Below are 19,619 nucleotides of genomic sequence, written 5' to 3' on the forward strand. Positions count from 1 at the left end.
GTAAGCGGCTTTTTATCTTCAGCCTGCTTCCGTTTTCGCCCTTTAAACCAATCCGGCACGACTTCGCCACTAGCCTGGGAAGATTGATTTATTTCTGGTTTTGCCTGTTACGGAATGCTGCTTCATCGGCTTCTGCCTGTCCAATGGTTGTTATCCCTTTGCTCGCCCATGCTTTGAGAATGCTTTTGACATAACTCCACGTTGTCTTGTTCTGTTTCAATGCCCTTTTCATGGCTTCCATAACGAGTGGTTCGCTTAAGTAATTGATCCAATGGCAAATATCAGTGGTAACATATGAACTGGCGACTCCGAAGTTTTCCTGGTAAAACCGGACGGCATCGGATGTAGTTGTTGGTTGATCTATTTTTTTAGTTTGCTTTCTATTTTGTTTAATTAATGGGTCCGCATTGCGGTTCAGTTTATGTACCGTTTTGTCTGCCGGATTGGGGTCCGTGTTGTTTTTCATTGGCTGGATATCAATTGGGGCTTCTTTAAGTTTGTTTCCGGAGTGGTCTGTTACAGAAGCGGTTGTCGATGAAGTTTGCTCATATTGTGTTGCAACTGCGGTGAATACACCTACAGGAAGGCTTATATTTAACGTTTTGAGTGCCTTTGCAGAGTTTGAAAGGGAAATGATAGTAAGAACGTACACAAGAGGGAAAAACGATTGCTAGGCAACGTGATGACTTCAGGGAAGGACGTCCCAATAAATACAGTAAAAAGCAATTAGAACATGCTTTAAGCTTGTTAGAAACTAATTCATATAAGCAAGTTGAAATCATGACAGGGATTTCTAAAAGTACTTTGATTCGTGTTAAGAAGAAGATAATAAAGTGAAAAGAATATATAGTTCAGTTGGGGTGAGACATGGGGGGATATCCCCTATTATTTCTGCAAACTAGGTGTTGAGAATCTTAGTAGCTTGGAATGACCATGTTTGCCCTTTACTTTTGGGATAAAAGACAAAACCGCCATTGTCACTATCAAGAGTTTTTTTAAATCGTGTTGGATAGAGTATATTCTCTTTTATCCATTCAGAATTTTTATTAATACGTTCCTCTAATTCCTTCATATTCCAATACACACCTGACAATTCTTTTTGTTTCAGTTCATCATATTCCACTTTTGTTACTAGCACCGTATCAGCTGGAATCGTTATAACAATTTCTGCTTTCAATTTTTGCATAGATTATCTCCCTATAGGAATAATGTTCTTTAATATTGCGAGAACCCTACTTTTTATTTAATCTTTATTGGAGTTATCCTCATTTTACCGTGAAAAGTAATGCAATCCATTTTATATTTTAAAAACCCAGAATTCATTACACTAACGAATCCTGGGTTTTTAAATGATTATAGGTCATAATGTTTTTTTGCCAGAATATTAAGATCAAAAGTATTTTTACATTTCTCCTTTATTTCATTTAAATTTATTCGCTTCAGTAAGATAATTTTAGCTGGTCATCAAGGCGGTCCAAGTTCTGTTCGTTCGCCTTGATGACAAAACTCTTTACTTTATTGCATTCATCCGGCGTATCGAAGAGCATATGCCAGGTGAGCTTGGTTTGCCCATCCAGTTCGGATAAGGTAATTGTCAGTAGAAACTCGTGATCCGGTTCCAGATGACGAAGGGCGATTTTTTCAGATTCAACGACCTCTAAAAAGACACTCTTATTTTCATAGTCGATGCCATCGGGTCCATGCATGACGTAGTGCCAATGGCCACCAGGGTTCATATCGAATTTGAAGAAAGTGTTCGTAAACCCTTTCGGTCCCCACCATTTTTTCAGTTTATCCGGATTGCTGAATGCTTTAAAAATTTGTTCTCGAGAGGCATGGAAGATGCGTGTGTTGACGATCTCGCGGTCTGGAATTTTCTCAGATGTGTTATTATTTGTCGCATCGTTAAAAGCCATTGGAAAATCCTCCTCCTTTGTATGTTAATTAGTTTCACGTTCATTCCGTAGTACTTTCCCCAGCTTGTCCAAGATAATTTTCGTTCCGTGTTCGCGCTGGGAGGAAGTATCGTGGCCGTCGAGAAAGGCTCCTTGCTCGGTATAGACGAGTTGAGTCCCGGTTTCCGTATGGTGGAACTCTACCGTCGTCACTGATACAGATATTCGTGTTTCACCGAGGTCCATGGTATAGGAATAGACGATACGTTCATCAGGAACGATTTCCTGATAGAGAGCTTCAAAAGTGAAGATGGGGCCGTCTTGTGGACCCCCTCTATTGCTCTCTTTCCCGCCAACTCGAAAGTCGAACTCATCAGCTTTTGGAAACCATTGGGCTTTCGTTTCGGGAGCTGACCAGGCAGCGAATACTTTATCCGGTGAAACATCATAGATCCTCTCAATAACAAACGTGTCATGGGTTGCAAATCGTTTGCTCATCATTCATTCCTCCTTTGGAATAACATTAAGGCTGGTTCTCGAAAAAGTCACCAAGCTTGTCGAGGTGGTGCTCCATGCTTTTTTGTTGTTCGTTAAAATATTTTTCATGACTCTGTTTCATCATGTCTAATAATTTTGTGAAATCCTCCACAGTCAAGGGTTCTTCCATTTTCATCAGGTTTGATACATTTTGTAATTCTTTTAACAGCTTCTGTTGAATTCTTATTTTTTCTTTTAGTCGATCTATTTGAAGGGATACGATTTCGGCTGGATTGTAATCTTCCTCCGAAAGAATAGATTTAATTTCATCAAGGGATAAACCAAGATCTTTTAATGCTAAAATTTGTTGTAGGCGGGATATATCAGATTTATTATACAACCTGTATCCTGCATCCGAATATTCAGATGGAGAATATAAACCAATTTGATCATAATATCTTAAGGTTCGAATGGTTAAGCCTGTTAACTTAGCAAGTTCGCCTATTTTCCAATATGTTCTTCCTGCAATAATCATCCCCTCATTTCGCGCGATTTTTTTACCGGTGACTTTATTATAAACCGTTACGTCACGTAAGGATCAAGGTTAAGAAAAAATAAATTTCTAAATTATTTCCTATGAGTAGGACGAGTTAACCGGGTCTAAGATAGGAGAAAAGTGCATCCCAGATATCAATGGTATAATCAAACAATTAAGCTTTAACAGTTATAAAGCTGGTGGCCCATAAGGAGTCGCACCTTGCTTTACCGGATTACTTTATACCAAATTTCTACTTGTTGTTTGGTCTCAATCGTTCGCTGTTTTTCTAAATGAATTTCAAGATCTTCCAAATGCTCGAATAGTCGCAGTCCCTTGCCGAGTAAAATAGGTGCGATCGTTATTTGAAGTTCATCTGCCAAGTTAGCTTTAAGTAATTGCCGGCCGACATTTGTACCCATCACCGCAACGTCCTTACCCTTAGCAGCGATCTTAGCTTGTTTTATTGCACTTTCAATCCCATCGGTCACAAAGGTAATAGTCAATTCGTCGTTTTCCCTGGGATGCTTAGCTGGCGGTTTTTCTGTCAACACAAACAAAGGTACCTGGAATTCGTATGAATCAGCATACGAATCAGTATCGTCAGCCTCCTCAAAGGTATTACGTCCCATAACCACAGCTCCGGTATTTTTCAACATCGCCGCTAATTCTTCATTTGGTTCGAAGCTGGCAAAGAGTTTATCAAATTTGCCTTTTCTATCGTTGACGAATCCATCGATTGATAAAGTCATGCCTAGATATACTTTTGACATATTTATTTATCCTTTCGTTACACATTCTCGATAAGCTAGCAAGCTCGCCAATGTTCCAGTATTTTTCTGCAATAATCATCCCCTCATTTCGCACGAATTCTTTTACCGATGACTTTAGTATACACCGTTACGTCACGGAAGGGTCAAGCTTCTCGAGGGAAGGTTTTAGTTTCCTATAATTAGACTTGTATAGGTTTTGTTTGAAGCTTTTGACTTATGGCTCGATGAATACTGTAATATGTGGGAAGAAAATTTCGAAAACTTGGATCATTATTTCTTTCTTTTTCATCTCAGTCAGGAGACTATCCGGGATATCTAAAATTTAAGCTAAAATGAAGTATGACAGTATCAAATTCCCCTCTTTCGATACGTCCCATATGATTATTGCTAATGTTTACTTTTTCAGCCAATTCCAGCTGCGTATAGTTCTTTTTTTCCCTATATTGCCGAACTTCTTTGCCGAAATCTATTAAAATTTATTCCTTGTCCATAACGATCACCATTCTCAAGAATTATTATCCTTGTAGAAGGGTGAAAGGTACACAACATATATGTGGTATTTTGGGGTTATATTAAAAAAATTTAATATAATATAAAGACTTTACTTAAAGAGGAGAATTAAGCTGTTATTCAAAGTTGGACAACGTTGACATACAATTTGCCAATGAATGAAAAGAAATGTACCAGTAAATAACATATGATTACCATGACACTTTCTGGTTGATCAAAGTTATAAGCCATGCGTATTTTAAATTACAAATGTTATACTTGTTGAACTAATTTAAATAAATTTCAATTAGAACTGTTTTCAACTAAAGGCGCGTTAATTTAATTAATTATTGAATGTAGTACAGATGAATAATCGAAAGGACTTGATTAAAAATGGCAAACATATTTATTTCCGGAGAAATTCCGAGTGTCGGTTATGAATTCCTCGCCGACCATCAATTGGATATATTTAAAGGAGACAGACTGATTAAGGAGGAAGAATTACTAGAGGGTCTCCGTGAAGCAGACGCCTTGCTTTGTCCTCTTTCAACGAAGGTGTCAAGAGAAGTGATAAATGCTGCTCCCAATTTAAAAATCATTGCAAACTTTGGAGCCGGCTATGATAATATTGATGTAGAAGCTGCCAAGGAAAAAAACATTCAAGTAACTAATACACCTGGAGTTTCTACTGAGGCAACGGCAGAGTTAACACTGGGTTTAATGACAGCTGTTACAAGACGTATTCCTGAAGGAGATCAGCTTTGCCGGACAGAGGGTTTCAACGGATGGGCACCACTTTTCTTTTTGGGAAGAGAGCTAACCGATAAGAATTTGGGAATTGTAGGGTTTGGAAATATTGGTCAGGCAGTAGCAAAGCGAGCTAAAGCTTTTGGCATGAATATCTATTATACAAGCAGAACACAAAAAGATGCTGAATTAGAAAAAGAGATGAATGCAACATATCTTGCATTTGATGAACTGATACAAACTTGTGATGTAATAACTGTGCACACTTCCTATAATGAAGATACACATCACATGTTTAATCAAGATACTTTTGTCCGCATGAAAAAAGACACTTTTTTTCTTAACTTGTCAAGAGGACCTGTAGTGAAGGAAGCAGACCTTGCTGAAGCGTTGGAAAAGAAAGAGATTGCTGGTGCAGCACTGGATGTGTTTGAATTTGAACCAGAAATCACGGCAAGCTTAAAGACACTCAAGAACGTTGTAATGACTCCGCATATTGGTAATGCAACAATTGAAACAAGGAATGAGATGGCAATTCTTACAGCAAAGAACATCCTGCGTGTATTAAAGGACGAAAAACCATTAACACCGGTATATTGAGGTTAAGAAGCATGGGGAAGGAGCTTTTGCTTCATATTACCTAATGGAAGCGGTCGAACCGCCTCTGTGTTTCAGAAGTGATGGATTTTGTAGTTATTCCGTAAAGTTTAAAAATACCAGTAACGAATTTAAAAGGGTCAGCCCCCACTGTGCTAAAGTGTTAGCGTTATGGGGGGATGACCCTTTTTTCCAATTGGATTTTTTGATGAAATTGTGGGGTTAGCAATTTTTTCTTTACTTGTTGTCCCCAGCTTTTAGAGTTAACTTAAGCAATCACTAACTTGTCTTATACTGGTGTGGGTTCTAATTTTTTATTCTTTCAAAAACTAACAATCAAGTATCCAATATCTTATAAAAGTATTGAAAAATTTTCCAACAGTATTATTATGATAATAAGCAGTCTTTTTTGGACTAATCAATTATACCTAGAGAGAAGGAAGAAAGAATGGCTAGTTTTATGCAAAACAAGAAACTAATGGTTGTTTTTACAAGTGTTGTTACTATGGTTGCAATTGCAGTTATTGTAACGCTAATTGGATCGGATAATAGTCAATCAAAGGAAGTTTTATCTGATTCAGAGGAAAAAAACGAAGAAAACAATCAATTAGAAGAATATAAAGATCCTGAAAATGTTGAAAAAGGAGAGGAAACTGACAAGGAAGAAAAGGATAAGGAAATACATAACAAGGATGAGAAAGATGATGCTGGGGAACAAGAAAACAAAGACAAAGAAGAAGATTCTAACTCTAAAATCTCTTCTCACTCCAATACTACCAAAATAGAAAAGTCTTCATCCAGTAACACATCTAGTAGCACAGCCAATAATACATCCAGCAACACATCCAGTTCAGATGATCAGGAAGATGAGCCTGTAATTACAACAAAAACGACAAGTAATACTCAATCGATTGCCTATAAAACAGTGAAGCAAAATGACAGTTCACTAGAAAAAGGAAAGACGAAAGTAACTCAAAACGGACAAAATGGAACACGGAAGATCACCTATAAGGTAACGTACAAAGACGGTAGTCAGGTATCCAAAGAGCAAATCAGTTCCGAGGTAACAAAACAACCAGTTAACAAAATTGTGAAAGTCGGTACAAAAGCATCTGCACCAACCTATATTTTAGCTTCTCAAGCACATAGTATATTGGGTAGTTCAGGGATGAGTAAGTCTGGAAGTCAGTACAGTCTGGGAATTCGTTCTTACCCAACATCGGTTATAGTAAAGGTTGGCAGCAACCATGTATCTTCTGTATATTACAATTCAGGACCTTACAAAGCACTCAACCTTTCGAAATCAGATTTGATAAGCATGTTCGGAGAAGAAGAAGGAACGAAAGAATACAATGCGGCTCAAAAAGAACTGAATAAGATAAAAAGAGCTGTTCGTGCTGCCGCTAATTCTGTATACGGAGCGGGTACTTCCAAAGCAAACGCTCTTTACAGTCAAATGATTGGTGCTGGGAGTAGTTACTCTAAATCATTTTAGAGAGAATAATGAATGGAGAGAGAAGAGCATAGAACTATGCGGATTCAACACCAGCAAAAATCTAACCACTGGGTGAGTTCTAATTCTAAAATAACCTGTGATAAAAATGGTTGCAGGAATTAATTGTACTAAATAAAGCGATCTATTTGGGTAGAAAACTAGCAAAGGGACTACTAATACTAACTAATTCCAGAAACCGTCCCTTTACTAGTTTGACCGTTTCACTTTTTTTATCATCTCTATAAGAAATTAGAAAGGATTGGAGATTTCTATGACAGTTTGGTTATTTCGAGCAGGAAAACAAGGGGAATTTGAAAACAAGTTTTTAGAAGATGAAAGGATCTAATTAACATGGGATGAACTTAACATAGACCTAAGAGGAATTGAATCAAAGGAAACTCTATATAAGAGCTTGGTTAAACATTATGATTTAGATAAAGAAAAAACAGCAATCAACTGGGCTTCTCAAATTTGGCCAATTGCACATGCAATGGAGCAAGGAGATTTAGTAGTCTTGCCTTCTAAATTTAATCGGACGATACATGTTGGTGAGGTTGATGGTGATTACGTCTATGATGAATCACTCGGAAGTCCTTATTATCATTATCGCAATGTGAAGTGGATTGCGAAAGATATACCTAGAGATCGATTTGACCAGGATATATTATATTCACTAGGTGCTTTTATGACCGTTTGTAAAATACATAGAAATCATGCAGAAGAACGTATAAAAGAAATGCGTAACAATAATTGGCATGTACCAAAAAATAAAAATGTGAGTGAACTAGTTGAGGAAAATGAAGAAACTGTTTCGATTGATTTAGAAGAATATATTTATGACCAAATCTCAGAAAGAATTATTCAACGTTTTAAAGGTCATAAGATGGAAAATTTGGTTGAAGAGGTCCTGAAAGCTAAAGGATTTACAACATATAGAAGTCCAGAAGGTGCGGATCAGGGCGTTGATATATTAGCGGCTGCCAACACATTAGGTTTTGGAGATCCAAGAATTTGTGTTCAAGTAAAGACGGCAGACTCGCCTCTTGATAGACCTACATTAGACCAATTAATAGGTACAATGAGCAATTATAGCGCAGACTTTGGCCTATTAGTTTCATGGAGTGGTTTTAAATCATCCGTTACGAAAGAAATCCCTAAGCAATTCTTTAAGGTTCGCCTTTGGGATTCGAAAACGATTATTCAACAGATTTTTGAGAATTATGAAAAGCTTAGCGATGAAATTAAGAAGGAGATTCCTATTAAGAGGGTTTGGATGTTGGATAGTGAGGTGGAGTAGAAATTTATGCTCTTATAAATATTGCTCTATGTACATGATTTTGGTGCAATTGATTTTTTGATTATAGTTTCCATATTTAATGTGATCCATATTCTTTACCACTCGGCATTCAGTTAACGAAATTCGAGGCTGGTTTTGCAGAAGCATTTATAGAAGTGCATGACCATTTGGTTAATGCAGACGGAACAGTTCACGGAACAATTATTTATGCATTAGCAGACGAAACATATTCAGTAGCCTGTAATGCATTTGGAAAAACCTCAATGGGACTATCGACAACCATTTAGTTTATGGAATCAACAAAACCGGAAGACAAGATAATAGTCCGTGCAACCGAATTAGAAGAAATTTTCGTACAGGATTCTATCGAATAGAAGTCTTTCATGGGTAAATTTTGATACCAAGCATGGAAGCAGTGTCTTATCGTAAGGGTCATTACGGGATAGTTTATAGTAAATCGGGAAAGATGATATAAAAGAGAAATGAGAAATGGGGTGTCTGTTTGGCGTTGTTCATAAAGGTATTAATACTGTATCTTATTACAATTGCGATTATGAGATTAATGGGGAAATCAACAATTATCCAAATGACACCTTATGATTTAGTAGCGATAATAATCGTTGGTACCGTAGCATCGGAACCTTTAATCAGCACTAAGTTCTTTCCTACTATTTTGACTTTAGCAATTCTTGTTACATTACATATTTTGTTCGCTAAGTTAACCCTTTGGCAATGGGGAAACCGTTTCTTTTTAGGCGAACCGACTATTCTTATCAAAAATGGTAAGATAATTGAAGATAATATTGAAAAATCCAGATTATCGATAGCACAACTACTTTCAATATTGAGAAGTAAAGGATATCCTAAAGTTTCTGATATTGATTACGCCCTATTGGAACCAATAGGAGAAATAAGTGTAATTCCCAAATCTGAGAATACACCCGTTACTGTACAACATTTTGAAATATCGATTGACGACGAGGGATTACCTATATCAGTTATAATTGACGGGAAAATACAATATAGAAACCTAAAATTAATCGGAAAATCAGAAAAATGGCTTTTAGAACACCTGGATAAACAAAACCTGTTCCTAAAAGAAATAATATATGCATATGTAAATGAAAAGACAAAAAAATTAAATATTAATAAACGAACCAGTAAGTAAGTACATATTTTTTTAATGAATGACTTCAATGTACAAGATAGACTCGTTACTTCTTTGGCTGTATTCTGTATTGATAAGCGTTCTTTTAAATTTAATTTATTAGTATCCGAATATAAATAAAGCATTTTGAAAGTACTGGTAAAGTAAGGAGAATACCTAGGGACGAATTTGAGAAAGCTTTAAAGATAGGTGAAGTTTCTTCTTTAAATACATCTTTAATACGTCAAAAAGGTGCTTCAGTAGCCAATCCGGCATATGTTTTGGCAATTCTAATGACCACGCTAACCCGTACCATAAGTAAATGAAATCACACTATCTTCATAAACAACAATGAAATCACCAAGCCTTCTGCCTAACAAGCAGGAGGCTTTTTACGTGTTCAAGCAGGTTCTCAAAACTTTTCTCAAAATAGGCAAAAAACAGTTGCAAAATGACACTCGTGTCGATATAATAAGTATTAACCAATAACGACGATAGTGTCGTTTTAAGGAAGAGGGAGATCGGTATGAAAAGTTTGTTGAAGAATAAGGGATATATGACGTTAATGAGTGCGCAGGCAATTTCGAGTATTGGTGACTGGTTGAGTATAGTGGCGATATTCACGCTTGTTGGGCTGAAGTGGAATGCGTCACCTATGGAAGTTTCGTTGGTTATTCTATGTTTGGCTGTTCCAATGGCCTTACTTGGACCGGTAGCGGGAATTGTTGCCGATCGCTTCAGTCGCAAAACAATTATGATTATTTCTGATGTCACCCGGGCTGGGTTGATTCTTATCCTCACGATCGCAAGTTCACTCTGGATGGTGTATGCCACGCTGTTTGCAATTGGAACGCTTTCGGCTGTGTTCATTCCAGCTAAAAATGGCAAGTTGAAGGAGGTTGTTGGGGAAGGTGATATGAAGGCTGCTATGTCCATTACGTCAATGATTGATTCATCGACAAAAATTATTGGGCCACTCCTTAGTGGGGTTCTCGTTTTGGCATTAGGTGCGCAGCAGGTATTTATTATCGACTCAGCAACGTTCTTTGTCTCAGCTTTATTGTTACTTTTTATACCTAATGCAATCAAAGTAGAGACCGTAGAGGAAGATGAAAAGGAACAAGGATCATTCAAAGAGGAGTTCGTCGAGGGACTTTCTTTTATCAAATCAAGCCGCTTTATGGTAATAGGCTTACTGATTATGGGGGTTAGTCTTTTAATTCTTCAATTGGCAGACTCGCAGTTGATTGTTTTAATTCGGGAGTTAACGAATGCCTCGCCTGATTTATTCGGTTATCTGGTTACAGGATCCGGTTTAGGTATGTTCTTTGCTGGCTACCGGCTTGCTAAAAAAACCGATTACAAGGCATACCCGCTTATGCTGGTGGGTGCTTGTGGAATTGGATTGAGCTTTGGTATGATGGGTGTACTAACAAATTACGATCTTAGCTACTCCGTAATCTGGGCACCAGTTCTCGGATTTGCCGGAGGGTTTTCAGCCAGTATGATTTTTGTACCATTCCAGGCAACTGTTCAAGTCGACACACCTGTTCAGATGACGGGTCGAGTCTTTGGGGTTATCAACAGTGTTATGACAACGGCAACGATTATTGGACCGTTGCTCGGTGGATGGCTGTCAACCGTTATTGGGGTTATTCCAACTTTCACCATTACGGCAGGCTTGCTGGTTCTAGTGTCGTTGATCGGGTATTTTACAAGAAGGAAAGTAGAACGGGGGGATTCACATGGCTCCACGAGTGAGCGAGGAGCATCTCCAGCAACGACGGGCTAATATTATGAGCGCCGCAAGGGATGTTTTTATCGAACATGGTTATGAACACACAACGATGAAGCACGTCATGGATGCAGCTGGTGTCAGCCGGGGCGGACTCTATCAGTATTTTTCCAATAAGGAAGACTTATTCGAGGCAATCGTTGAAGAGGGACTCAGTAATGAAGCCGAGAACACAGCGGAATTGTTGAGAAAGACTGAATCGCATTGGAAGCTTCTCATGCAGCTGCTGTTTGGGGAAGACGGCAAGCCTGATGCCGAAATGGATCCACTCGCGCCAAGTAAACTGGAATTCTTCATTACTGGAAGAAATGATGAGCGAAGACGAGAATATGGCAGGAAGCGATATAACTTAGGTGTTCGTGTTTATGCGGATGTTATTAAAGCTGGGCAGGAATCTGGAGAATTTAGTGATCGTTTCGACAGTGAACTGCTTTCGCGATCAATCATTACGTTCATCGATGGTCTCGCCCTCGACGACGCAATCCTAGCGGAAAAGGACGTACAGCTGGAACAGCAGTCTAGCCTGTTCATTGAATATTTGAAAATGGCCTTGGATGTAAGAATGTAATGTCATCTGGTGTGGTGCATGATTATTTCATGTAGAAGAAGCTCGGGTCTTTTTGAGGCGTGGAAGCGGCGCCGTCCCCCTTGCTTCTTCTTAGAAAATTATTGTATGGAAATCTATATAGAAATGAAACAGTTGTAATCACGTGATTGTCTGTAAACATAAAAAAGGCCGTGGATATTATTTATCCACGGTGAGCCGTTTTTAGATGCGGGTTAGGAACTAATATATTTGTACGTTGATGCTGCAGAAAATCTCTGATTTCTTCCTCGGTAATACCTAATTCTTTCGCTTGTTTGATAAGTATTACCCAATCACGATCCAGTTGTTGTTCAGCCCCTTTTTTGTAGTGAGTCATAATAACCATTATTCCTCCCCTCTCAACCAAGATGAGGCAGCTGTGCTATCCTAGGTAACCCTTAGACCACTAGCTTTGCGTCCCTTCCTTTCAAAAGGTTTGCCTTTACTGCATCGGATTTTAGTATCATGTCTTTATATATCTTTCCATATCGCCCTATGGTCCCATAGGCTATATGAGGGATATGTCCAAGTGGATGCGATTTACGTCATTCATTTCTTGCTGTTGAAATGTCCCATCTTCGTATCTATTAATGTAAGGTTTGGGACATCTTTTTCCTTAGCTGTAAAATTAAATACAATTATGTATGTATTTAATATTAGTTGATTACAAATATTTTGTCAACTATCTATGAAGCCCCATTTGAGGACATTCTTTTACCGTCTATGAATGATTTTTTTCATATTTACTACTAGAAGATAAACGACAATCAGTGTCGTTTCCATATTAAGTATTGTATAATAAGTCTAATGTTATTTAGTGGGGGAGTCAGTGAAAGGGGCTATCAAGCATGAGTAATACAAAAACTAAATTTCAAATTCGTCGGGAAGAAACCTATGAGAATCTGATCAAGTTTGGTATTGTGCCGATGATGGATAAAGGTTTTGCCAAGACGAATCTTAGTGATATTGTTCGAGCGGCTGGTTATACGCGAGGTGCCTTTTATTTTCATTTTAATAGTAAAGAAGAGTTTTTCCTTCATGTATTGGAAGATCATGATAAAAGGCGAGGCAGTTGGGCTGAAATCCCTTATCACTATAATGCCCAAGAGACATCCTTAGAATCGTTGTTAAAGGAGTCTATTTTTTCGTTGTGGCAAAACGTTTACGAGAAACCACTTACCGGGTGGCTTCTACTGGTTATTGACTTTTATCAAAATGCCAAGGACATACCAGGTGTGAAAAAGCGTATGAAGCAGCTTCATGAGAACTTTGAAGACGATTTAATACTATTCCTGCAAGCTTTGAAGAAACAAGGATTTATTGATGAACATATCGATGAGAAGAAAGCGTTATGGCAGCTTGTTTCACTCACGTACGGATATTTAGTAAATTATTATATTTATGATCTGGATGATGTTGATATCGTTGTTAATGCATATGCAAAAATATTGAAAAATTAACGATTTTTGTTATCAGACAGTCATGAAGGATTAGTGGAAGAACCATAATAAAAGGTTATCTCGAACAATATGGGTTATGTTAGTTGAGCTCCCAAAATGAAAGGATGATTGTTATGAATACGGAAAAGCAGAGTTCTTTTAAAGAGCAGGCGGTATCATTTCTAAAGCTTGTAGCATCGGGGAATGTAGACGAAGCATACCAAAGATACGTCAGTCCGGAATTCAGCCATCATAATGCCTTTTTCCAAGGCGATGTAGAATCACTCAAACAAGCAATGAAAGAGGATGCAACTGAAAACCCTAACAAGATATTTGAAATCAAACATGCTATTGAAGAGGGAGATATGGTTATGGTTCACTCCCATGTGAAACAGAATCCTGAAGATCTTGGAGCAGCTGTTGTTCATATCTTCCGTTTTCATGATGGTCATATGGTTGAATTATGGGATTTAGGTCAACCCATACCAGAGAGTTCTCCTAACAACAATGGGATGTTCTAATAGTATGATAGAGATCTACATATAATCATTTTTCCCTTATGTATGAGGTATAAATGTTAGATGAAATAAAAATAAATATAACTCCCGTATCTTTTTTCCTTCTTTAATCGTTAAATAAGTAAAGAGAGGAGCTAAAGGAGTGAGTAAAATGTACGCCAGGCCTGGCATAAAAGTACAAACTGAAAAAGTTAATTCTTCTGACCTGAAAGATCTTTATTCGAAACTTATTCCTTATTGCCATTATTTGACCAAAAACAAATGGGATGCTGAGGATCTTGTCCAGGAAACGTTATTCAAAGCGATAAACCACTATGGACAACATAAAGATTTGAACGCTGCATTGTTAAAAAAGATGGCATTTAATTTGTGGATGGATTTACTCCAAAAACGTAATCGAGAAATAATCGGATTTACGTTTGAAGAAACTGATGAAACAAATGCGTATAAGGATGACATGATGGACTTGGTGGAAGAGTTGATCTCTAAACTCACACCAAAGCAATCGGTTATAGTTGCGTTAAAAGATGTGTTTCGGTATCAAATTATGGAGATCGCCGAGATGTTCGATATGACTGAAACAGCTGTCAAAGCAGTTTTAAACCGAGCCAGAAAAAGGCTTACAAGGCTGTTAGTAGATGAAGAAATTCATTCTGTCAGGGATTATTGGTCCGAGGAGAATGTAGAACTACTAACCCCGGCAATAACCCAGGCGGTCCGGTTGAATGATCCTACTGGTGTGATCAGGCTTATACCAATTTTATTCCCAATGGAAACGCAACCGAAGCTGAAACTTTATCAATTCTCTCCTCCTTCTGGCTCCTTCTCGATGGCAGCTTAGGCTGTATACAAAGGAGGAAAAAGGATGACTGCAATCCCATATGTTATTGAACAATCAAGTCACGGTGAACGATCGTATGATATATATTCCAGGTTGTTGAAAGACCGAATTATCATGGTAAGTGATGAAATTAATGACCACATGGCTAACAGTGTTGTAGCGCAACTACTATTCTTAGCGGCTAATGATGCTGATAAGGATATTTCTCTCTACATCAATAGCCCAGGTGGTTCAACCTCTGCAGGGTTTGCAATTTATGATACGATGCAATATATTAAACCAGATATTAGCACGATTTGTACAGGAATGTCGGCCTCATTCGCTGCAATGCTTTTACTCGCAGGAACAAAGGGTAAACGATATGCACTCCCAAATAGTGAAATTATGCTTCATCAGCCACTTGGTGGTGCACGAGGTCAAGCAACGGATATTGATATATCAGCTAAAAGGATTATAAAGCTGCGTAAACAATTGAATCAATTAATAGCAGAACGAACTGGCCAACCGGTTGAAAAGGTTGCAGTCGATACAGACCGTGATTATTTCTTAAGTGCAAAAGAAGCGAAAGATTACGGAATCATTGACGCCATCGTACAAGCGAGTTAATAGGCGTTGGACTTAAATGTGCCGTACAGGGAACCGTTAGAATGGTGGAAGATATAAAAGGAACAAGCCAAAATATCAAGTTTAGTATAAGAAACTTGTTTATTTTGGCTTGTTTAAACTGTTTTCATCATTATTGTTTAGGCTTTCTTCCTTCGATTTTGGGGACGGTTCTCATGCTTGTAAAACGGTATCGCATATAATAGGCGTGATTAATCCGTTTCAGTTTTCAGCCGTTTTTTCGCAGTTCTAATTTCACGAGTAACCGGTATGTGCCCAGCGGCCTTAGCCAGCCCATAAACGGGCATGTTCCCATAAATCGCCTCATACCTTCCCTCTGGCACGACATATGTTTCATGATAAATCCCAACCGCATCGGTATCGCCGATTTTCCGGTTAAAATTCTTCCACGCTGTCAAATGCTTCTGCCCCTTTGAGTAGGCAAGCAGATCCTCCTCTGACCGCCAGTATGTGATCATAACCGTTGTGCGGAGTCCGAAATAATTTTCCATCGACAGAAATCCAAGCTCCTCCTGGTTTTCATACAGTTCCCTGATCATCCCCGGCATCGCGGTGAACACCGGGAGCCATTTCCGGACGGCAAGTCGCTTGTTAATCCGCATGCCAATTAGAAACACAACTAGACTCTGGTCATTTTCCGTCGTATACCGACCATTATATATGGTTTTTCCCATGGTTATTCCTCCCAATCGTTTATTTCACGGACGGTATCGCTGCACCAGTCAATCGCAGCAGCTGTCATCCGTTTTCCATAATTCAGGGTAAACAGCCAATATGGTGCATCATCCTCGTTGTGTAAATTTGATGTGATCATTTCTTCAATCGCCTCGTACGTCTGGTAGCGCTCCTGCAGTTTTTGTCTGTATTTTTTAAGATGGGCAATGGTTTTGTCATGAGGCTGGTGACGGCTGAAAAAAACTTTGAGCAATACGTCATTTTTTTCAACCGGAATATCACCTACAGGGCTTTGCAGCCACTCCAGTAACGCTGTCTTTCCTTTTGCGGTAATAAAATATTCCTTCTTGTCTGGTGTGCCTTCCTGTGAGGATTCCTGAACGGTCGCCAATCCATCCGCAACAAGCTTCTTCAACGTTGGATAAATCTGCCCATAGCTGACCTTCCAAAAATGATTTAGACTCTGGTCAATCATTTGCTTAATGGCGTAGCCTGAATGGCATCCAATTGTAAGCAGCCCCAATATGGCGTATGTTGTATGATTATGTTTTGTCATGTAAACCACCTATCATTATGATATGTATCTTTTTGATATAGTATACACGAGTATGAAAAAAGTTCAAGTAAAATTCTGATAATTATTTGCGTTATTTGTGATTTGCATGGTGATAGGCATTTATCATAACGACCGTTTTTTCTTGAAACGTTTTACATAGATCGATTGTCTAAGAGGAAGAAGGGAGGATTTGGATGGATCATTCAAAAAAACCGATGAAAGAAAATAACTATGCTTTTCAGGACCTTATTCATCAAGAAAAGAACAAACTTTACCGGATGGCATACTTGTACGTAAAAAATGAAAACGACGCACTAGATATTGTACAGGAAACAATATATAAGGCATACCGGTCAAAAGACAAATTAAAAAATACCGAATACTTTTCTACCTGGTTGACCCGAATTCTGATTAACAACGCTTTGAATTTTATTAAAAAAAATAGAAATGTTGTTCCGTTTGATGAAAAAGAAATGGAAAAGTTTCAGGAGTCTTCAGAACATACATCAATTGAGAATCACATCGATTTAGTGGATGCAATTGATTGCCTGGATGAAACGTACAAAACAGTGATTATATTGAGGTACTACAAAGATTTTACGATTAAGCAGATTGCGGAAGTTTTGAATTGTCCCGAGGGAACGGTGAAAACAAATTTACATCGGGCAACAAACCAATTAAGAAGTAATTTAAGGGAGGACTGCTTTTATGAATAATTCAGAGTTTAAAAAAGAAGTCGACAGCATTAAAGTACCTGAAGAACGGCTGGATATGACAATTAAAACCGCAATGAAGGACGAAAAACCAAAAAGGAGTTTAGGAAAGAAAATCATCTATTTTACCAGCGCAGCCACCTTATTTGTTGGTTTGTTATTTGGATCTGCAGTTGCTTCACCAGCTTGGGCAGATACATTGTCAAAAATCCCGCTTCTTGGATCGGTCTTTGAGCTTGGTGAACCTGGCCAAGATATTTTAAGTGCATTGAATGAACAGGGATATAATGTCAAAGATGTTAGTTACAGATATCAACCTGAAAGAGCTGTCGAAATTCGAGTTGGCGGTTCAGAAGCGTATATTGCCGAAGTGCAAGATGAAGTGAAGAATATTGCTGAAAAAGTCTTAGAAACCAAACACTACGATACATATAGTGTAAAGGTTATGGAAACGTGGGATGTTGCGCCTGAAGAGGGTGACAAACCTAAGCCTGTAAGCGAGGAGGAAAAGCAGGAACAGTTAGTGATACCTTTAAAAGTTATGGAAGCCATGAACAAAATTGATTACAAGCATGAATTTTCTTTAATGAGAAATTATTCTTCAAAGACCATTGAAATCCCAATAGAAGGGTCTGAAGAATACTATAATAAGATGAAAGATATTGTAAAAAGCACGGTAAATGATGAGTTACAAGCATCAAATATAAAAGGTTATACCGTGAATGTTTCTCACCAACCGACCAAAAAGGTGATACAGGAAAAATGGAAACTTGATCTTATGCCGGTTGTTACTCAGGAATTAATGGGGAAAAAGGGTTACCATGTTACAGAAGTCAAATCAGCAATGAAAGAGAATAGGATGTTGTTGAAGATTACCACATCATTGAAAGGTTCAGATTACTCCGCAAATGAACTTGCTAAAGGCATCGAAGAAAATGTGAACAAAATCCTAAATTCTGATAGTTTTGATCAGATAACAAACGAATTTCCTTATGAAGTGAACATATATAGTAAAGATAATAAGAAAATCAACTAGATAAACAAATTTAAAAGAAGTCCCGTGGGCTTCTTTTTAATTTTACTGAGATATTAATAATTGATAAATCTCACCACGATCAGGTGATGGAAAGCGTTGATAATGACGAACGAACTGAAGGCGTTTATGATCAAATTACCAAGGTTGATTGATGTGAGCTGTGTTGTACATGGTGACTTTGGATAATCTAACGGACTATGCCATGATCTGTCGCGATTGTTGAAAATCAAAAGCCTGATTTCTCGCTAAAAAGAAGGAGGAATTAGGTGTTTACCCCATTGTTAAGTGCAGATGACAAACGTGGTACATTCAGTTTAAAGGGTCACCCCCCACTGTGGTAGAATACCAGCGTTGTGAAGGGCTGACCCTTTTAAACTGTTTTCATTATTATTTTTTAGGCTTTCTTCCTTCAATTTTAAATAAATAGAACGCCATGGATAAATAAGTCAAAAATAGTAGCAGCAAAAAGACTGGTGTGGACAAAACATTTTGTGTGAACATATAGGACCTCACCTCTGTAATGATTTATTTAATAGAGCGGAACCGGAAACATGAAATAGAAAAGCGCTACTGCAGGTAAAGCTAGAATAAGTGCCAAAGCAGGTTTTCTGTAATGGATAAGTAAAAATATAAAAAATATAGCGTTTAGCCAGATATTTTGCCAGCTATTCCATCCATCTCCGTAAACATACATATCTTTATAAGCAAACAACGCCTCAATAATCGTGTAAAAAATCACCCAAACTGCTACATAAATAATTTTTGCATTTCTGGCTACAGGCATTCGCTGGAAAAAAATAATTAGAGTCACCGGACAAATATAAAACGTGAAAAATAAATTAATCGTCGTATGGTTTAACCACTCTGCAGTGATCCCCTGAAAAGCCCACAGTAATTGATCGTGATAAATCGTGTTATACGTCATGTTTATGGCAATAAAAAATAAAATCGTAGGATATTGATCTTTTACGCGTGACCAATCAATAAATTTATAAGCAAATAGTGTCCAAATAACCAAAACTAATAATAAATACATAGTCCACCTCTTGAGATTAGTAGAAACTATCAGGTATTATCGACAAAGATAATCACTTTTATGCAATTAAGCTTTTGCTGTATTGTGCCATACCCTTAGTGCTCGTATGAACAGAATCCGTTTGGTAATCAATAAACATATAGTAAAGGAGCTTGATTAAATGAATTTTACAGGAAAAAATAGACTATTGCTGCCAGTCATAATTTTACTTGTGATTGCTGGTCTAGCCGATCTGAAATATAAAGGTTTGTTCTTCCGTTTACTGTTCGGCAACGCTCCATCCAAAAATCTGAAGAGATAAACCTACCAGAGACTTCCCAAGCATAATATCCCAAACATAAATCAGTT

Annotated in this window: 24 protein-coding genes, 1 pseudogene and 1 riboswitch; of the genes and pseudogenes, 14 read left to right on the plus strand and 11 right to left on the minus strand. The window is 37.9% G+C overall.

All coding sequences use genetic code 11. The features are described 5' to 3' along the window. Nucleotides 1-88 precede the first annotated feature (88 nt). Nucleotides 89-466: a DnaD domain-containing protein gene (locus tag ACE1TG_RS13800; RefSeq protein WP_375052980.1), complete on the minus strand. Its 378-nt coding sequence runs from the start codon at nt 464-466 to the stop codon at nt 89-91. A gap of 103 nt (nt 467-569) precedes the next feature. Between ACE1TG_RS13800 and ACE1TG_RS13805 the strand changes: the two are divergent. Next, nucleotides 570-837, plus strand: a pseudogene (locus ACE1TG_RS13805) (recombinase family protein); the annotation flags it as partial. 61 nt (nt 838-898) lie between these two features. On the opposite strand, the gene ACE1TG_RS13810 reads toward ACE1TG_RS13805, so the two are convergent. The 6 genes from ACE1TG_RS13810 to ACE1TG_RS13835 all read right to left on the minus strand — a co-directional run bounded on the left by ACE1TG_RS13810 (nt 899) and on the right by ACE1TG_RS13835 (nt 4,156). Beyond that, complete coding sequence (locus tag ACE1TG_RS13810) at nt 899-1,186, minus strand: DUF771 domain-containing protein (protein WP_375052981.1); 288 nt, start codon at nt 1,184-1,186, stop codon at nt 899-901. A 253-nt stretch (nt 1,187-1,439) separates the two neighbouring features. Continuing rightward, a complete protein-coding gene (locus ACE1TG_RS13815) occupies nt 1,440-1,916 on the minus strand; it encodes an SRPBCC family protein (RefSeq protein WP_375052982.1) in 477 nt (158 codons plus the stop codon). Between the two features lie 24 nt (nt 1,917-1,940). Further along, entirely contained in the window at nt 1,941-2,393 is a 453-nt protein-coding gene (locus ACE1TG_RS13820) for an SRPBCC family protein (protein ID WP_375053043.1), read from the minus strand. 25 nt (nt 2,394-2,418) lie between these two features. Beyond that, nucleotides 2,419-2,907, minus strand: a complete 489-nt coding sequence (locus ACE1TG_RS13825; RefSeq protein WP_375052983.1) for a MerR family transcriptional regulator — start codon at nt 2,905-2,907, stop codon at nt 2,419-2,421. Between the two features lie 227 nt (nt 2,908-3,134). After that, nucleotides 3,135-3,680, minus strand: coding sequence for a dihydrofolate reductase family protein (locus ACE1TG_RS13830; protein WP_375052984.1), 546 nt, complete (start codon nt 3,678-3,680; stop codon nt 3,135-3,137). A 302-nt stretch (nt 3,681-3,982) separates the two neighbouring features. Beyond that, nucleotides 3,983-4,156 carry a helix-turn-helix domain-containing protein gene (locus ACE1TG_RS13835; protein WP_375053044.1) on the minus strand — a complete coding sequence of 58 codons (174 nt, stop codon included), beginning with the start codon at nt 4,154-4,156 and terminating at the stop codon, nt 3,983-3,985. Nucleotides 4,157-4,562: 406 nt separating this feature from the next. Between ACE1TG_RS13835 and ACE1TG_RS13840 the strand changes: the two genes are divergently transcribed. The 6 genes from ACE1TG_RS13840 (at nt 4,563) to ACE1TG_RS13865 (ending at nt 11,815) form a co-directional block, all read left to right on the plus strand. Further along, nucleotides 4,563-5,516, plus strand: a complete 954-nt coding sequence (locus ACE1TG_RS13840) for an NAD(P)-dependent oxidoreductase (protein ID WP_375052985.1) — start codon at nt 4,563-4,565, stop codon at nt 5,514-5,516. A 445-nt stretch (nt 5,517-5,961) separates the two neighbouring features. Then, complete coding sequence (locus ACE1TG_RS13845; protein ID WP_375052986.1) at nt 5,962-7,008, plus strand: G5 domain-containing protein; 1,047 nt, start codon at nt 5,962-5,964, stop codon at nt 7,006-7,008. A 412-nt stretch (nt 7,009-7,420) separates the two neighbouring features. Beyond that, nucleotides 7,421-8,305, plus strand: coding sequence for a restriction endonuclease (locus ACE1TG_RS13850; protein WP_375052987.1), 885 nt, complete (start codon nt 7,421-7,423; stop codon nt 8,303-8,305). 502 nt (nt 8,306-8,807) lie between these two features. Then, nucleotides 8,808-9,473 carry a DUF421 domain-containing protein gene (locus ACE1TG_RS13855; protein ID WP_375052989.1) on the plus strand — a complete coding sequence of 222 codons (666 nt, stop codon included), beginning with the start codon at nt 8,808-8,810 and terminating at the stop codon, nt 9,471-9,473. Between the two features lie 505 nt (nt 9,474-9,978). Further along, nucleotides 9,979-11,244, plus strand: a complete 1,266-nt coding sequence (locus ACE1TG_RS13860; protein ID WP_375052990.1) for an MFS transporter — start codon at nt 9,979-9,981, stop codon at nt 11,242-11,244. 4 nt (nt 11,245-11,248) lie between these two features. Then, entirely contained in the window at nt 11,249-11,815 is a 567-nt protein-coding gene (locus ACE1TG_RS13865; protein ID WP_375052991.1) for a TetR/AcrR family transcriptional regulator, read from the plus strand. A gap of 181 nt (nt 11,816-11,996) precedes the next feature. Here ACE1TG_RS13865 and ACE1TG_RS13870 read toward each other — a convergent pair whose 3' ends face one another. Continuing rightward, nucleotides 11,997-12,179, minus strand: coding sequence for an anti-repressor SinI family protein (locus ACE1TG_RS13870; RefSeq protein WP_375052992.1), 183 nt, complete (start codon nt 12,177-12,179; stop codon nt 11,997-11,999). 23 nt (nt 12,180-12,202) lie between these two features. Next, a riboswitch (cyclic di-GMP riboswitch) is annotated at nt 12,203-12,284 on the minus strand. A 397-nt stretch (nt 12,285-12,681) separates the two neighbouring features. Between ACE1TG_RS13870 and ACE1TG_RS13875 the strand changes: the two genes are divergently transcribed. The 4 genes from ACE1TG_RS13875 (at nt 12,682) to clpP (ending at nt 15,237) form a co-directional block, all read left to right on the plus strand. Continuing rightward, nucleotides 12,682-13,293, plus strand: coding sequence for a TetR/AcrR family transcriptional regulator (locus ACE1TG_RS13875; protein WP_375052993.1), 612 nt, complete (start codon nt 12,682-12,684; stop codon nt 13,291-13,293). A 113-nt stretch (nt 13,294-13,406) separates the two neighbouring features. Next, the gene (locus ACE1TG_RS13880) at nt 13,407-13,793 is read left to right on the plus strand and encodes a nuclear transport factor 2 family protein (protein WP_375052994.1); all 387 of its coding nucleotides are present in this window, start codon (nt 13,407-13,409) and stop codon (nt 13,791-13,793) included. Nucleotides 13,794-13,941: 148 nt separating this feature from the next. Continuing rightward, nucleotides 13,942-14,631, plus strand: coding sequence for a sigma-70 family RNA polymerase sigma factor (locus ACE1TG_RS13885; protein ID WP_375053045.1), 690 nt, complete (start codon nt 13,942-13,944; stop codon nt 14,629-14,631). A gap of 24 nt (nt 14,632-14,655) precedes the next feature. Continuing rightward, on the plus strand, nt 14,656-15,237 hold the full coding sequence (gene clpP, locus ACE1TG_RS13890; protein WP_375052995.1) for an ATP-dependent Clp endopeptidase proteolytic subunit ClpP: 582 nt from the start codon (nt 14,656-14,658) through the stop codon (nt 15,235-15,237). A gap of 209 nt (nt 15,238-15,446) precedes the next feature. On the opposite strand, the gene ACE1TG_RS13895 is transcribed toward clpP, so the two are convergent. Together ACE1TG_RS13895 and ACE1TG_RS13900 are read right to left on the minus strand one after the other, a co-directional pair. Next, entirely contained in the window at nt 15,447-15,929 is a 483-nt protein-coding gene (locus ACE1TG_RS13895) for a DUF4188 domain-containing protein (protein ID WP_375052996.1), read from the minus strand. Between the two features lie 2 nt (nt 15,930-15,931). Further along, entirely contained in the window at nt 15,932-16,486 is a 555-nt protein-coding gene (locus ACE1TG_RS13900; protein WP_375052997.1) for a PadR family transcriptional regulator, read from the minus strand. Between the two features lie 194 nt (nt 16,487-16,680). Between ACE1TG_RS13900 and ACE1TG_RS13905 the strand changes: the two genes are divergently transcribed. Beyond that, on the plus strand, nt 16,681-17,202 hold the full coding sequence (locus ACE1TG_RS13905) for a sigma-70 family RNA polymerase sigma factor (RefSeq protein WP_375052998.1): 522 nt from the start codon (nt 16,681-16,683) through the stop codon (nt 17,200-17,202). Continuing rightward, on the plus strand, nt 17,195-18,235 hold the full coding sequence (locus ACE1TG_RS13910) for a DUF4179 domain-containing protein (RefSeq protein ID WP_375052999.1): 1,041 nt from the start codon (nt 17,195-17,197) through the stop codon (nt 18,233-18,235). Before ACE1TG_RS13905 ends, ACE1TG_RS13910 begins: the two co-directional genes overlap by 8 nt. Nucleotides 18,236-18,764: 529 nt before the next feature. On the opposite strand, the gene ACE1TG_RS13915 is transcribed toward ACE1TG_RS13910, so the two are convergent. Next, the gene (locus ACE1TG_RS13915) at nt 18,765-19,271 is read right to left on the minus strand and encodes a CBO0543 family protein (RefSeq protein ID WP_375053000.1); all 507 of its coding nucleotides are present in this window, start codon (nt 19,269-19,271) and stop codon (nt 18,765-18,767) included. Nucleotides 19,272-19,431: 160 nt separating this feature from the next. Between ACE1TG_RS13915 and ACE1TG_RS13920 the strand changes: the two genes are divergently transcribed. Further along, nucleotides 19,432-19,572 (plus strand): hypothetical protein, encoded by a 141-nt coding sequence (locus tag ACE1TG_RS13920; protein WP_375053001.1) that lies wholly within the window; start codon nt 19,432-19,434, stop codon nt 19,570-19,572. Nucleotides 19,573-19,619: the final 47 nt, after the last annotated feature.

Source organism: Virgibacillus sp. JSM 102003 (assembly GCF_041949995.1).
In the GTDB taxonomy this organism is placed as follows: domain Bacteria; phylum Bacillota; class Bacilli; order Bacillales; family Amphibacillaceae; genus Lentibacillus.

Bases quoted from the DNA above. Each gene is read 5' to 3' on its own strand.
- ACE1TG_RS13800 (WP_375052980.1), bottom strand. From the start codon at position 466: ATGAAAAACAACACGGACCCCAATCCGGCAGACAAAACGGTACATAAA.
- ACE1TG_RS13810 (WP_375052981.1), bottom strand. From the start codon at position 1,186: ATGCAAAAATTGAAAGCAGAAATTGTTATAACGATTCCAGCTGATACG.
- ACE1TG_RS13815 (WP_375052982.1), bottom strand. From the start codon at position 1,916: ATGGCTTTTAACGATGCGACAAATAATAACACATCTGAGAAAATTCCA.
- ACE1TG_RS13820 (WP_375053043.1), bottom strand. From the start codon at position 2,393: ATGAGCAAACGATTTGCAACCCATGACACGTTTGTTATTGAGAGGATC.
- ACE1TG_RS13825 (WP_375052983.1), bottom strand. From the start codon at position 2,907: ATGATTATTGCAGGAAGAACATATTGGAAAATAGGCGAACTTGCTAAG.
- ACE1TG_RS13830 (WP_375052984.1), bottom strand. From the start codon at position 3,680: ATGTCAAAAGTATATCTAGGCATGACTTTATCAATCGATGGATTCGTC.
- ACE1TG_RS13840 (WP_375052985.1), top strand. From the start codon at position 4,563: ATGGCAAACATATTTATTTCCGGAGAAATTCCGAGTGTCGGTTATGAA.
- ACE1TG_RS13845 (WP_375052986.1), top strand. From the start codon at position 5,962: ATGGCTAGTTTTATGCAAAACAAGAAACTAATGGTTGTTTTTACAAGT.
- ACE1TG_RS13860 (WP_375052990.1), top strand. From the start codon at position 9,979: ATGAAAAGTTTGTTGAAGAATAAGGGATATATGACGTTAATGAGTGCG.
- ACE1TG_RS13865 (WP_375052991.1), top strand. From the start codon at position 11,249: ATGAGCGCCGCAAGGGATGTTTTTATCGAACATGGTTATGAACACACA.
- ACE1TG_RS13870 (WP_375052992.1), bottom strand. From the start codon at position 12,179: ATGGTTATTATGACTCACTACAAAAAAGGGGCTGAACAACAACTGGAT.
- ACE1TG_RS13875 (WP_375052993.1), top strand. From the start codon at position 12,682: ATGAGTAATACAAAAACTAAATTTCAAATTCGTCGGGAAGAAACCTAT.
- ACE1TG_RS13880 (WP_375052994.1), top strand. From the start codon at position 13,407: ATGAATACGGAAAAGCAGAGTTCTTTTAAAGAGCAGGCGGTATCATTT.
- ACE1TG_RS13885 (WP_375053045.1), top strand. From the start codon at position 13,942: ATGTACGCCAGGCCTGGCATAAAAGTACAAACTGAAAAAGTTAATTCT.
- clpP (WP_375052995.1), top strand. From the start codon at position 14,656: ATGACTGCAATCCCATATGTTATTGAACAATCAAGTCACGGTGAACGA.
- ACE1TG_RS13895 (WP_375052996.1), bottom strand. From the start codon at position 15,929: ATGGGAAAAACCATATATAATGGTCGGTATACGACGGAAAATGACCAG.
- ACE1TG_RS13900 (WP_375052997.1), bottom strand. From the start codon at position 16,486: ATGACAAAACATAATCATACAACATACGCCATATTGGGGCTGCTTACA.
- ACE1TG_RS13905 (WP_375052998.1), top strand. From the start codon at position 16,681: ATGGATCATTCAAAAAAACCGATGAAAGAAAATAACTATGCTTTTCAG.
- ACE1TG_RS13910 (WP_375052999.1), top strand. From the start codon at position 17,195: ATGAATAATTCAGAGTTTAAAAAAGAAGTCGACAGCATTAAAGTACCT.
- ACE1TG_RS13915 (WP_375053000.1), bottom strand. From the start codon at position 19,271: ATGTATTTATTATTAGTTTTGGTTATTTGGACACTATTTGCTTATAAA.
- ACE1TG_RS13920 (WP_375053001.1), top strand. From the start codon at position 19,432: ATGAATTTTACAGGAAAAAATAGACTATTGCTGCCAGTCATAATTTTA.